Source organism: Streptomyces sp. NPDC058685 (assembly GCF_042714725.1).
In the GTDB taxonomy this organism is placed as follows: domain Bacteria; phylum Actinomycetota; class Actinomycetes; order Streptomycetales; family Streptomycetaceae; genus Streptomyces.
Map to the genome: position 1 here is coordinate 64,441 of NZ_JBHXSL010000031.1, position 13,719 is coordinate 78,159.

Here is a 13,719-nt window from a genome sequence, read left to right on the forward strand (position 1 = left end):
CCGGCGCAGGGCAGGACAGCCCTCTCAATCGGCGTCGCGTTGCACCGCGGCGACCTCGGCGGGCGGTGTCGGCAGGGCGGGACCGGCGGGGGCCACGACGATCACCTCGTCGGCGTCGGTCCACCTTCTCGCGTACACCTTCGGGGGGTTGATCCGCACGCCGTGATGCGGGGGCTCCCAGGCCCGAGCGGCCGAGCGGTATCCGATCGCGCACGCGCCCCGCCGGGAAGCCGCCTCGGCCACGGTCGCGAACGAGGCCCGGTGGCCCGGTCGGACGAAAACGCCGGCCGGAAGGAGGTGGATCGTGTTGCCGCCCGGCGCGAACAACTCCTCGAACACGGACGCCAGTCGGGGGTTCTGCGAGATCTGCGTCATGAGCAGGCCGATCAGCTTGCCACTGACGACGAAGTCGGCGCCCGGAGCGACCGGGGCGATGAGGCGGTTGCGGTCGTCGGTCAACTCCGTGACGACAGGCACCCGTACACCGGTGTCGCGCTCCCGCGCCCGGAGATGGAGCAGGGTCACGAGGGTGCGGTCGTCGGGGTCTTCCTGCCCGCAGCGGCGGTCCGGTCCGAGGACGATCACCCCGTGGTAGCCGGCCAGGTCGAGCCCCTCAACGGTCTCGCGCAGGGTGGGGTCGCCCGGCCGGTGGACGACCGTGAGAGTGTCCCCCACCGACCGGTCGACGGCGCGCAGCCCCGTCACCGTGGCGGCCTTGCGCTCCGCCACGACATCGAGGGACGAACCCGGTGGCGCGGACCGGGCGAGCTGGTCGACGATCCGACGGGCCCTGCGGTTCCAGCCGAGCAGGAGAAGGCGCTCGGGTGCCGGTACCCGCGGAGGGCGTTCGTCGGCGAGCATCGTCGGATCGTAGGGCGCGGCGACCGGTGCCGGGCTCGTGGATTCACTGTCCCGTGCGATGACGACCAGGCTGTCGCCATCGGCCAGTGGGAGCGCGGCGGGTGGGTCGAGGGTGAGGCCGCCGTCCGCGTGGACGACGCCGACGGCGCTCGACACGGGGCAGGCCGCGGCCGCCTCCCTGAAGGTCCTGCCGGTCAGCGCCGGGCTCCGCACGGTGTGGAACTCGTCGCCCGCGTAGTCCAGGAGTTCCTGGTGGACGAGGGAGAGGCCGGGGCGGCGGACGCACTGCACGAGCAGACGGGCGGAGACGTCGTCGATCTCCAGCACGGTGGCTCCGGGTCCGCCGGCGAGGCGGGCCGCGGCGAGATAGCGGTCGTCGCGCACGGCGGCGACGACCGGCAGGTCGCGCTCCTCGCCGACCACCGCCCGCAGCGACAGAAGGGTCTTGACGATCTCGGCGTCCTCGGCGGGGTCGTCGCGCGGGAGGACCACCACGGCGTCGGCGGTCGCGGGACTGATCCGGGCCAGGGCGGCGGGGTCGGTGGGGCGGCCGCTGCGGATCACGAGCCGGGTGCGGCCCGTGTCGCCGATGTCGGCCCGGAGGATGTCCTCCATCTCGGCGGGGTCGCGGTCGGCGAGAACCGCGACGATGCCCGGGCGTCTTCCGGCATGCGCGGCGACCAGTTCGGAGACGACCGTCTGCATCTGCTCGGACCAGCCGAGGACCACGGTGTGGCCGCTCTCCAGAACGGTGGAGTGACCGCGGCGCAGGGCGATCAGGCGGTCGGTCATACCCGCGGTGATGAGGCTGACCAGGGTGGAGACGTAGAAGAGGGCGACCAGGGCGAGCAGTACCGACAGGGCGACCCGCAGCGGTGGCCCCACCTCGCCGCCGAGCCGCATGGTCTGACCGGTGCTGCGCCATACCGCGGCGATCTTCGATCCCGTGGCCACCGGTGCGCGCTGGTCGGTCCAGACGAGGAGTGCGCTGATGGGGACCACCACCGCCAGGCAGGCGAGGGCGAGCCATCCGACGAGTGCGGAGGTGCCGCGGGCCAGTGTGGTGTCGAACCAGTAGCGGATGCGGGCCTCGACGGTGCCGGCGCGGTCGCCCGGTCGATGGCGGGGGGCGGGGGGCCGCGGGGTGGGACGCCGGTGACGTTCCGGCGGAGTGGCCCGCTGTCGGGGAACCGCCCTGTCTCCTTCTTTGTGCACATCGGCAGCGTGCCCGGCGCCCGGGGACGGCGGGGTGCCCTCGCCGCGTATTCATCCCTTCGTGATCGTCTGCGGCTCGTGATCGTCCGCGGCCGTCGTCGTGATCGTCCGGTCCGCCGCGATCCCCTGGCGTCGGCCGCATCGTCGCTTTCGGCGTTCTGCTCGGCACCCTTGTCGTCGGATCACTCCTGGTGTCCGTCGCACCCCTGACACCTCCTCACCGGCGCCGGATCGCCGTGGCGTTCGGGCATCCCCGGTGCCCCTCAGGAGCTCCGCCGAGCCTCGCGGAGACCCTCCGGCAGCGATCGCCACGGCATCCGGACATCCCGTTTTTAAGTTAATTAGCAATTAATATTGACAGGCTTCAGGGGCCTCGGCACAGTTTCCGCCTGGCACCGGCCCTCGGAACGACCCGAGCGGGGTGCCCCGAACCCCCAACTCTCGGGAGACTTCAGTGGCTTCGCATCGTGCAGAGATGGCGCGCGTGCGGCGGACCGTGGCGGTGCTCGGCGCCGTGGTACTGGTCGGATCGGCCGTTCCCACGGCACACGCCGCGGACGACCAGGGTGCGCCGCAGTACTACGACAGCGGCCTCGCCCCCACGCCGTACATGGGATGGAACACCTACTACGGGCTCGGCGCCCCGACGGAGGACGAGGTCAGAAAGGTCGCCGACCACCTCGTCAGCAGCGGGTTGCGCGACAGCGGCTACGACATCGTCTGGCTGGACGGCGGTTGGCAGGCCGACCAGCCGCGCGACCCGGAGACGGGCCGGCTGGTGGCCCACCCCTCGCGCTTCCCCTCCGGCATTCCCGCACTCGTGACCTACCTTCACCAGCGCGGTCTCAAGGCCGGCATCTACACCGACGCGGGCGAGTACGACGGCGGCAAGTGGTGTGGGCTCGGCAGCCGCGGCCACTACGCGGAGGACGCCCGCCAGTTCGCCGGCTGGAAGGTGGACGCCATCAAGGTGGACTTCCTCTGCGGCATCGGGGCCGGGCTCGACCCGGGCCCGGCCTTCAAGGAGTTCAGCGACGCCGTCGCCAAATCCGGCCGGAAGATGCTGCTCAACCTGTGCAACCCGCTCACCGACGACTGGGGCATGCCCCACACGCCCGAGCAGGACGCGCACAACACCTACGTCTACGGTCCGACGACCGGAGACTCCTGGCGCACCGGCACCGACATCGCCTGGGGCACTCCCACGGCGGGCGAGTGGCCCAACATTCTGCGCAACATGGATGCCAACGCTTGGCACCCGGAGGCTCAGGGCCCCGGCCACTGGAACGACCCGGACTACCTCATCCCGATGCGCAAGCTCGCCGACGGCGGCTACGAGCTCAACCAGGAGGAGTCCACCACCCAGTTCGTGATGTGGGCCGAGATGGCCTCGCCGCTGATACTCGGCAGCGACCCGCGCACCCTGTCGCGGTCCATGCTCGACACCCTGCGCAATCCCGAGATCATCGCCGTCAACCAGGACCCGCTGGGCATCCAGGGCGCCAGGGTTGCCACCGACTCCGTGGGCGACGTCTACAGCAAGGTTCTCCAGGGCGCGGGCAAGCGGGCGGTCGTCCTGCTCAACCGCTCCGATCAGGCGCAGGATCGCACCGTGACCTTCGCCGACACCGGCCTGACGGGCAAGGTCGCCGTCCGCGATCTGCGGGCCCGCACCTCGCGCGGCGGCTTCACCGGTTCGTACACCGTGCGCGTCCCCGCCCACGGCACCGCCTTCCTCAAGCTGACCGGCGCCGACGACGCCCCGGGCACGCAGTTGCCCGGCCGCTCCTCGGCCAGCCCGGCCCTGACCCGCGACGGTGACACCCTGACCGCCTTCACCCGTGACACGGACGGGAGTTTGCGCGCTCAGACCGCCCAGGGCGGTGACTGGTCGAAGGCCAGGACCACCGATCTGGGTGGCCCGACACACGGCCGTATGCTCGGCCAGCCCGCCGCGTACGCCTCCACAGGCGGACGGATCGACGTGTTCGTACGGGGCACCGACGGCACCGCCTACCGGCGCGTGTACGCGAACGGGCACTGGGGGCGGTGGCAGTCCCTCGGCGGCACGTTGACGGACGCGCCGACCGTTGCCTTCGCGGGTCCGGACGACTGGACTCTCCTGGCCCGCGGCGCGGACGGCAAGCTGTGGTCGCGCGGCCCGGCCTCCGGCTGGACCGCGCAGGGCGCCCCGCAGGACAAGGCGTTCTACGGTCGCCCGTCGGGCGTCGTCGACGACGAGGGCAGGCTGCACGTGGCCGTCCGCACCCCCGACGACGCGGCCTGGACGCGGACCCGCGACACCTCCGGCACCTGGTCGGACTGGACGGCCCTCGGCGGCACGCTCAGTGGCAGCCCGACGCTGGTGGCCTCCGGCGGCACGGTGCACCTGTACGCCCGTGCGGGTGACTACACGCTCTGGACCCGCAGTTGGACCGCGTCCGGGAACTGGGCGGGCTGGAGCAAGGACCAGGACTTCGTCAGCGGCGCCTTCGACGGTGCTCTCGGCGCCGTGGCCGGGCCGGACGGTGGCGTACTGGCCGCCTTCCGTGGAGTGGACGGGCGCGTCCACCAGACCCGGCTCTGAGCCCCGCACCGACCGCTCGACCCTGTTCCACCTGCGTCGATCCGTACCGCGGCAGGCCGCTCTGTCCGGTATCGCCGTGCAATGACGGCTGTGTCCCGGGCCTTCTCCGGCCCGGGACACAGCCTCCGAAGAATAAATTAGTAATTAATCTTGACGGTCCTTCCGGCTCTGCGCCAAGCTGTGCCTGCCGCGCCCGGAGCCGGGCCGTCAGGGGGCCTCAAGTTCCGTTCCGTGGGCACCAAGGAGTGCACAGATGACCGCCTTCAACGCCACCCGCCGCAGGTTCCTCGTAGGAACAGGCGCCGTCGGCGCCGGCGCGCTGCTCAGCAGCTGCGTCACCCAGACCCCGTCCGCCACCGGAGGAAAGTCCGGCGGCCCGGTGACCCTGCAGTCCAACCTGTCCTCCCCGCAGGCCAAGAGCGCCATACAGGCGACGGTCGCCGCCTTCGGCAAACGCGGGGACACCAGGGCGCAGCTCAACACCGTCGCGTCGGAGACCTTCCGCACCCAGCTGCCGACCTACCTCACCTCGGCCAACCCGCCGGACGCCTACACCTGGTACCCGGGCTCCGTCGCCGAGTCGTACGCGAAGAAGGACCTGCTCCTCGACCTCACCGACATCTGGGAGAAGCCCGAACTCGCCGGCTACTCCGAGGCGCTGAAGAAGCTGTGCACCTCCGCGTCCAGCGGCAAGAAGGTCTTCGTGCCCACCAGCTACTACTGGTGGGGCATGTTCTACCGGAAGTCCAACTTCGCCAAGTGGGGCGTTCAGGAGCCGAAGAGCTGGGACGAATTCCTCGACCTGTGCGACAAGCTCAAGAGCAAGGGCGTCGCCCCGATCGGCCTCGGCGCCGGCGGCGACACCCCGTGGGTCGCGTCCGCCTGGTTCGACTACCTGAACATCCGCGTCAACGGCGCCGCCTACCACCGCGAACTCCTGGCCGGCAAGCACCGTTTCGACGACCCGGAGGTCCGCAGGGTCTTCGACCGCTGGGACGAGGCCCGCCCGTTCTTCGACCCGAACGGCACGGCGATCCCGTTCCAGGACGCCACGACCGCCCTCCTCCAGGGCCGTACCGGCATGATGCTGATCGGCACCTTCTTCGCCGACGCGGCCCCGAAGAACGCCCTGGACGACATCGACTTCTTCCGGTTCCCCGTCATCGACCCGAAGGTCCCGGTCGCCGAGGAGGCGCCCACCGACGGCTTCTTCGCCAGTGCCCGCACCAAGCGCGCCGACGGCGTCAAGGAACTGCTGCGTTACCTGGCCACCGCGGAGTCGCAGGAGCTGTACCTCAAGAGCGGCTCGGGGACCACGCTGCCCACCCACCCCGACGCCAAGGACTCGGGCACCCCGCTGGTGCAGAAGGGCCGGAAGCTCATCGAGGGCGCCACCGACCTCACCCAGTTCTTCAACCGCGACTCCAGCGACGCCCTCCAGCCGACCGCGGACACCGCGCTCGTGCACTACCTCGCCAAGCCCAAGCAGATCGGCTCCATCCTCACCACGTGGCAGCGCGGCGCACAGAAGATCTGGAGCCAGTGACCATGGCGCTGCTCGGCTCCACACGACGGTCCAGGGCCACGCGGGTGCCCCCGGTGGTCCTGGCCTTCGTTCTCCTCCCGCTGCTCGTCGAGGCCTTCTGGGTCTTCTGGCCGGCCCTCCAGGGCTTCTATCTGTCGCTCACCACGTGGGACGGCCTGGCGGCCCCCACGTTCGTCGGCCTCGGCAACTTCAGCGAGATGGTGCACGACGCGGTCTTCCGTACCGCCGCGATCAACACGGTGCTGTGGCTGCTGCTCTTCGGCGGACTCTCCGCCGCCCTCGGCCTCGGTGCCGCGCTGCTGCTCCAGCAGGAGCGGCGCGGCATCGGGTTCTACCGGGCGGCGCTCTTCCTGCCGGTGGTCTTCTCCCTGGTCGCCACGGCGCTGGTGTGGCAGGCCATGTACCAGCCGGACGGCCTGATCAACAACGTGCTGTCGGCCGTCGGCCTCGACAGCTGGCGGCACGCATGGCTCGCCGACCAGGACACCGCCTTCTACGCGGTGATCGTGCCCGCCCTGTGGCGCCAGGTCGGCTACGTCATGGTGCTCTATCTCGCCGGCCTCAAGGGAATCGATCCCGTGCTGTACGAGGCGGCCAAGGTCGACGGCGCGAGCCGCCTCCAGCAGTTCCGGCACATCACCCTGCCGCAGCTGCGCAGCGTCAACGCGGTCGTCCTGTCGGTCATCGTCATCGACTCGCTGCGCTCGTTCGACGTCGTCTGGGCGCTCACCCGTGGCGGTCCGTACCACTCCTCCGAACTGCTGAGCACCTATATGTACTCCACCGCGTTCCAGTCCCTGCGCCTGGGATACGGCTCCGCGCTCGCCGTCGTCATCTTCGTGCTCGCCTTCGGTGTCATCGCGAGCTACCTCGTGCGCGCTTTCCGGGAGGCCGACTGATGACCGCCACCCACGCCTCCGTATCCGTCGGCAAGGACCCGGGCCACGACCCCGGCACGGCGCACACGGCTCCGCGGTCGGCTCCCCGCCGGCCTGTTGTCCGCGGCCGAGCGCTGCGTACCACCGGCTTCCACCTCACGGCAGGGCTGCTGTCCGCGCTGTGGCTGCTGCCGATCGCCCTCGTCCTGGTCACGAGCACCCGCACCTTCGACGACATCGCCGCCCACGGGGTGGGCAGTTGGCCGCGGTCCTTCACGCTGGACGGCTTCCAGCAGGCCTGGGTGGACGGCGGCCAGCAGCAGGCCCTCATCAACAGCATGATCGTCTCGGTTCCCACCGTGCTGCTCTCGCTCGGCCTCGCCTCCATGGCGGCCTTCGCGCTCAGCCGCTACGACCTGCCGTTCCGGCGCGTCCTGCTGCTGCTGATGCTCGGCGGCAACCTGCTGCCCCCGCAGATCCTGCTGATCCCGGTCTCCAAGCTGAGCGAAGTGCTCGGCATCTACGACCAGTTGTACGCGCTGATCGGGGTGCAGGTCGGCTTCGGCGTCGGGTTCTACGTCTTCGTCCTGCACGGCTTCATGCGGGCGATCCCCGGTGAGATCCAGCAGGCGGCCGTCATCGACGGCGCGAGCCCCTGGCAGATCTACTGGCGGATCATCCTGCCACTGGCCCGCCCGGCACTGGCCGCCCTGACGGCCCTGTCGTTCACCTGGATCTTCAACGACCTGCTGTGGGCCATCACCGTCCTGCGCACGGACAGCCAGATGCCCATCACCGCCTCGCTGATCGGACTTCAGGGCCAGTACGTGTCCATGTGGAACGTCATCGCGGCCGGTTCCGTGATCGCCGCCGCCCCGACGGTCGCCGTCTTCCTCCGCTTCCAGCGCCACTTCGTCGCCGGACTGAACCTCGGAGCCGTGAAGTGACCACGTCCGACCGGTGGCTGCTGCGCACCGACACCACGTCCTACGCCGTCACCCTCGGCGGCGACGGCCGCTGGGCCGAACTCGCCGCCTGGGGACCGCACGGCGCCGAGGCCGGACCGTCGCCCATGGACGGGTCGCGCCGCACGCACTTCATCACCCCCGCCGACGCCGCTCCGGCCGAGTACATCCCGTACGGGCTGCGGCCGTTCACCGGCGCCGACCTGATCGCCTCCCGTCCCGGCGGCGACCGCGGCAGCTGGTGGCACTTCGACGGCGCCACCCAGGACGGCGACCGCACACTGTGCCTGGAGTTCGCCGACGACCTCCTCGGGCTGCGCACCGCGCTGTGCTACGAGACGGTGCCCGGTACCGACGTCGTCCTGCGCTGGACGGAGCTCACCTGTACCGGTGAGGACGAGGTACGGCTGGAGCGCTTCGACTCCGCCGCCGTCAACGTGCCTGTCCAGGGTGGCGCGCGACTGACCTATCTGGCCGGCCAGTGGTCGCAGGAGTTCCAGCTCCAGGAACTGGTTCTGGAGCGCGGGCGCTTCGAGATGGAGAGCACTCAGGGTTCGGCGGGCCACGCCTACCACCCCTGGCTCGCCGTCCAGTCCGCCGACGCTCCCGCCGAGGGAACCACCCCCACCTACGGCATCGCCCTGGAGTGGTCCGGCAACTGGCGCGTCACCGCCGACGCCGAGCCCGCCGGCGCGCTGCGCGTCCGCGCCGGCCGCGTGCCGCACGAGGGCGCCGTCCGCCTCACCCCCGGGACCACCCTCGTCACTCCGCGCCTGGCCTGCGCCTTCAGCCCGGACGGCCTCGACGGACTGGCTCGCGTCTGGCACCGCTACGAGCGGCACCTGAGCGGCGAGCGCATCGACCGTCCCCGCAAGGTCCTCTACAACTCGTGGGAGGCCACCGGCTTCGACGTGGACGCCCCGGGCCAGCTGGAGCTCGCCGAGGTCGCCGCCGGGCTGGGTGCCGAACTCTTCGTCGTCGACGACGGCTGGTTCACCGGTCGCCCCGACGACACCGGGGGCCTCGGCGACTGGGACCCCGACCCGGCCGCGTTTCCCGATGGATTCGACCGGTTCGTCGAGCAGGTCCGGTCCCTCGGTCTGGACTTCGGCCTGTGGGTCGAACCCGAAGGCATCAGCCCTCGGTCCAAGCTGTACGCCGAACACCCCGAGTGGGTGTACCGGATCGACGGCCGCCCGGCCACCCTCGTACGCAACCAGCTCCTGCTGGACCTCGGCCGTGAGGACGTCCAGGATTTCGTCATCTCCACGCTCGACCGGCTGCTCGGCTCCCACGCCATCGGCTACCTCAAGTGGGACATGAACCGGCCGCCCACCGAACGCGGACGCCCCGGCCACGCGGCGGGCCCCGAGCCGGAGCGGCAGGACCTCGACGCCGAGCACGTCGCCGGCTACCTCCGCGTCCTGGGCCATCTGCGCACCGCACACCCGCACGTCACGATCGAGGGCTGCGCCGGCGGCGGCGCTCGCGTCGAGCACGCCACCATCGCCCGCACCGACGTGGTGTGGCCCAGCGACAACACCGCGCCCATGGACCGACTGCGCATCCAGTACGGCTACCTCCACGCGCATGCCCCCCACACCATGAGTTCCTGGGTCACCGACGCCCCGGGCATCTTCGACACCCGGCCGCGCTCGCTCGGCTTCCGCTTCGTCAACTCCATCGCGGGCGTACTCGGTATCGGCGCCGACATCCGCCACTGGGCACCGGAGCAGCGTGCCGAGGCCGCGCGGTGGATCGCCCGCTACAAGGAGATCCGGGACGTCGTGCACCACGGCGAGGTCCACCTGCTGGGCAGCCCCTCCGACCCGACGTGCGGTGTCCAGTTCGAGGAACGCGGCGGTGCCCGTGTGGTGGTGACGGCCTGGAACACCGGTCCGCTGGACGGCGCGCCCCTGCTCTCGGGCCGGCCCGCCCGGCTCCGCCTGCGGGGCCTCGCCCCGGAAGCCGTGTACACCGACATCGACCACGGAACCCGCTACAGCGGTGCGTATCTGCTGCACTCGGGGCTGCCGTTCACCTGGAATCCCGAACACGACGCGGAGCTGACGGTGCTGGCCCGGCAGTGACGACATCGGACAGTCCGCGCCCCACCGGCCTCTCGATCAGGAGAAGATCCCCCACATGAATCCAGCCGCCCGTTTCACCAATCGCGTCGCCGTCGTCACGGGCGCCGCGTCGGGCATCGGCGCGGCCGCCGCGGCCCGCCTCGCCGCGGAGGGCGCGGCCGTCGTCCTCGTCGACATCGCCGCCGAGCGCGGCGAGGAGACCGCAGAGCGGCTGCGCAAGGACGGGGCGCGGGCCGTCTTCGTCGCAGCCGACGTCGCGAGCGAGGACGACTGGCAGCGGGTGATCACCACCGCGCACGGCTTCGGCCCCGTGGGCGTCCTGGTCGGCAACGCGTACACGGTCGCCGTCGCACCCGCTCACGAGACGAGTCTCGCCTCCTGGGAGCGACAGCTCTCGGTCAACCTCACCGGTGCCTTCCTCGGTGTCAGGGCGGCACTGCCGGATCTGCGCACGAACGGCGGGGCCGTGGTGCTCGTGTCCTCCGTGCACGCGCACCGGGGCATTCCCGGCCATCCGGCGTACGCGGCGAGCAAGGGCGCGCTGCTCTCGCTGTGCGGTCAACTCGCCGTCGAGTACGGCCCGGACGTCCGGGTCAACGCGGTGCTGCCGGGACCCATCCTGACCGCCGCGTGGGACCGGGTGCCGCAGGCCGACCGCGAACTCAGCGTCGCGGGGACCGCGGCCCGCCGTTTCGGCACCCCCGAGGAGGTGGCCGCCGCCGTCGCCTTCCTCGCCGCCGACGAAGCCTCCTACATCACCGGATCGAGCCTGCTCGTGGACGGCGGCTGGAGCGTCTCGAAGGCCTCGGCCTGACGGAACGACCGCACCGGCCACCGATCGAACAGCAAGAAGGGCATAGACATGACGCCATACGCGCGCCGCGGAGTGCACGGCCAGACGGTGGAGACCCTCGCCCGCCGAGTGCTCACCGGCGAGATCCCCGAAGGAGCGACGCTCGACATGGCGGCGCTGCAGAGCGAGCTGGACGTCAGCCTGACGGCGCTGCGCGAGTCACTGAAGGTGCTCGCGGCCAAGGGCATGGTCGACGCCCGGCAGAAGCGCGGCACCTTCGTCAGGCCCCGATCCGACTGGAACCTGCTCGACGCCGACGTGCTGCGCTGGCAGTTCTCCGAGAGCAGCGGATCGGGCGCCGACCCCGCACTGCTGCGCAGCCTCGGCGAGGTCCGCGGGATCATCGAGCCCGCGGCCGTGCGCCTCGCGGCGGACCGGCGCACCGACGCCGACCTCGAGGCGCTGGAGACGGCCCTGACCGCGATGGGCCAGGAGGGCGGAGCGACTCACGCGGTCGAGGCCGACCTCGCGTTCCACCGGGCACTGCTCGCCGCCACCCACAACGAACTGCTGGAACGCATGGAGATGGTCATCGAGTCGGGCCTCGCTCAGCGCGACCAGCTCGTGCACAGCGCTCCGCACAGCGAGGACCCGGTACCCAGCCACCGTGCTGTCCTCGACGCCGTGCGCGACCGGGACCCCGACGCCGCGGAACACGCCATGCGCGCCCTGCTCGACCAGGCGACGCGCGATCTCGACAAGGTCAGCGGCTCGCACGCGTCCGAGGGCGTGGACGGTTCACCCGAGAAGAAGGACGGCCAGGCACAGTGAAGATCGCGCGCGTCGAGACCTTTCTCATCCCGCCCCGGTGGCTGTTCTGCCGTATCGAGACCGACGACGGTGTCGTCGGGTGGGGCGAACCGGTGGTGGAGGGCAGGGCCGAGGTGGTCCGAACCGCGGTGGAGGTGCTGGCGGAGTATCTGGTGGGCCAGGACCCGTTGCGTATCCAGGACCACTGGCAGGTGCTGAGCAAGGGCGGCTTCTACCGCGGCGGCCCGGTCCTGTCCAGCGCCGTCGCCGGTATCGACCAGGCCCTGTGGGACATCGCCGGCCGCGCCCTCGGGGTGCCGGTGCACACGCTGCTCGGCGGGCCGGTCCGCGACTCGGTACGGGTGTACGCCTGGGTCGGCGGCGACGAGCCCGACCGGCTCAAGGAGGAGGTCACCGCCCAGGTGGAGGCAGGCTTCACCGCCGTCAAGATGAACGCCGCCGGGCGCACCCCGCCGATCGGCAGCCCCGCCGAGACGGCTGCCGTCATCGAGCGCGTGGCCGCGGCCCGCGAGGCCCTGGGTCCGCACCGGGACGTCGCCGTCGACTTCCACGGCCGCTTCGGCGCCGCCAACGCACGGCGCGTGCTCCAGGAAATAGCCTCCCTGCACCCGCTGTTCGTGGAGGAGCCCGTCCTGCCCGAGCAGGCGCACCTGCTGCCGGGTCTGGTCGCCGCGTCGTCGGTGCCGCTGGCCACCGGTGAACGGCTCTACGGGCGAGCCGACTTCCTCCCGCCACTGACCGCGGGAGTCGCCGTGGCCCAGCCGGACCTGTCGCACGCCGGCGGGATCTCGGAGGTCACCCGGATCGCGTCGCTCGCCGAGACCTTCGGGGCCCATCTGGCGCCGCACTGCCCGCTCGGCCCCATCGCGCTGGCCGCCAGCCTTCAAGTCGCCTTCGCCACGCCCAATTTCCTGATCCAGGAACAGAGCCGGGGTATCCACTACAACAAGGACGCCGACCTGCTATCCTACCTCGTCGACACCGAGCCCTTCCGCTTCGTCGACGGTCAGGCGCGTCGCACCGCACATCCCGGACTCGGCATCGCTGTCGACGAGGACGCGGTGCGCGCCGCCGACCGGTCCGGCCACGCCTGGCGCAACCCCGTCTGGCGGCACGCCGACGGCTCCTTCGCCGAATGGTGAGCGGCAAGCGGCTGCCGGTTTCCGTGGCCACCGATCCGGAACTGGGCGGCCGCTGGACCTCGTTGACCGCCGGCGGCCGCGAATGGCTCTGGCACCGCGACGAGCCGCGCCGCGCCCACGTCAGGCCCGGTGAATCCTTCGCCGACGCCGGGGGGTTGGAGGAGTGCGTGCCCACCGTGCGCGGACAGCCCGACCACGGGGACGCCTGGTCGCGGCGGTGGCGGCGGGTCGGCGACGTGGACCTCGTGGACTGCCCCGACTTCCGTCTGACCCGCCGTATCCGAGACGACGCCGGGAGAGTCGTCGCCGACTACACGCTCACCGCCGAGCCCGGCTACCGCTTCGTGTGGGCCGCCCACGCCCTGCTGGACCTCTCCCCCGCCGCCCGGATCGACGTGGCCGGCCCGGCGGTCACACGGCTCTACCCGGACGAGGGCGACCGCTGGGTCGCCGGCGCCTGGCCCACTGTCGACGGAGTACCACTGGACCGGATCGGCCCGGACGACGGGAGCGCCGTCGGAGCAGTCGTCCTCACCCCACAGGTGTCGGTGCACGACGGTCCGGACTCCCTCCATCTGTCCGTCGAGGCCGGCGGACAGCCGGTCTCGGTCGCCGTGTGGCGCAACCTCGGCGGCTTCCCCCAGGACGCGCCATACCGGTCGGTCGGCGTCGAGCCGATGCTCGGCCGGGTCTTCGACCGGGCTACGGGGGACGACGGCGACACCGCCGTCGTGCCCGCGACCGGGGAGGTCACCTGGCGGCTCACCGTCGCCGCCACCCGTCGCACCTGACACCCCACCACCAGAAGGGA

At 71.5% G+C, this 13,719-nt stretch carries 10 protein-coding genes; 9 read left to right on the plus strand and 1 reads right to left on the minus strand.

Annotated elements, in window-relative coordinates; translation table 11 throughout:
* Positions 1-24: 24 nt before the first annotated feature.
* Positions 25-1,944, minus strand: coding sequence for an NAD-binding lipoprotein (locus ACFWU3_RS23630; protein ID WP_384441018.1), 1,920 nt, complete (start codon positions 1,942-1,944; stop codon positions 25-27).
* Positions 1,945-2,551: 607 nt separating this feature from the next.
* Here ACFWU3_RS23630 and ACFWU3_RS23635 point away from each other — a divergent pair.
* From ACFWU3_RS23635 to ACFWU3_RS23675, 9 genes are all read left to right on the plus strand, one after another.
* A complete protein-coding gene (locus ACFWU3_RS23635; protein ID WP_384440940.1) occupies positions 2,552-4,663 on the plus strand; it encodes a glycoside hydrolase family 27 protein in 2,112 nt (703 codons plus the stop codon).
* Positions 4,664-4,916: 253 nt separating this feature from the next.
* Positions 4,917-6,209, plus strand: coding sequence for an ABC transporter substrate-binding protein (locus ACFWU3_RS23640; RefSeq protein WP_384440943.1), 1,293 nt, complete (start codon positions 4,917-4,919; stop codon positions 6,207-6,209).
* Between the two features lie 2 nt (positions 6,210-6,211).
* Positions 6,212-7,108: a carbohydrate ABC transporter permease gene (locus ACFWU3_RS23645; protein WP_384441021.1), complete on the plus strand. Its 897-nt coding sequence runs from the start codon at positions 6,212-6,214 to the stop codon at positions 7,106-7,108.
* Positions 7,108-8,034, plus strand: a complete 927-nt coding sequence (locus tag ACFWU3_RS23650) for a carbohydrate ABC transporter permease (protein WP_384440946.1) — start codon at positions 7,108-7,110, stop codon at positions 8,032-8,034. The genes ACFWU3_RS23645 and ACFWU3_RS23650 overlap by 1 nt, the downstream gene beginning before the upstream one ends.
* Positions 8,031-10,142 (plus strand): alpha-galactosidase, encoded by a 2,112-nt coding sequence (locus ACFWU3_RS23655; RefSeq protein WP_384440948.1) that lies wholly within the window; start codon positions 8,031-8,033, stop codon positions 10,140-10,142. Before ACFWU3_RS23650 ends, ACFWU3_RS23655 begins: the two co-directional genes overlap by 4 nt.
* 55 nt (positions 10,143-10,197) lie before the next feature.
* A complete protein-coding gene (locus ACFWU3_RS23660) occupies positions 10,198-10,956 on the plus strand; it encodes an SDR family NAD(P)-dependent oxidoreductase (RefSeq protein ID WP_384440951.1) in 759 nt (252 codons plus the stop codon).
* A gap of 48 nt (positions 10,957-11,004) precedes the next feature.
* The gene (locus ACFWU3_RS23665) at positions 11,005-11,766 is read left to right on the plus strand and encodes a FadR/GntR family transcriptional regulator (RefSeq protein ID WP_384440954.1); all 762 of its coding nucleotides are present in this window, start codon (positions 11,005-11,007) and stop codon (positions 11,764-11,766) included.
* A complete protein-coding gene (gene dgoD, locus ACFWU3_RS23670; protein ID WP_384440957.1) occupies positions 11,763-12,908 on the plus strand; it encodes a galactonate dehydratase in 1,146 nt (381 codons plus the stop codon). Before ACFWU3_RS23665 ends, dgoD begins: the two co-directional genes overlap by 4 nt.
* Complete coding sequence (locus ACFWU3_RS23675; protein ID WP_384440960.1) at positions 12,902-13,699, plus strand: hypothetical protein; 798 nt, start codon at positions 12,902-12,904, stop codon at positions 13,697-13,699. Before dgoD ends, ACFWU3_RS23675 begins: the two co-directional genes overlap by 7 nt.
* Positions 13,700-13,719 lie beyond the last annotated feature (20 nt).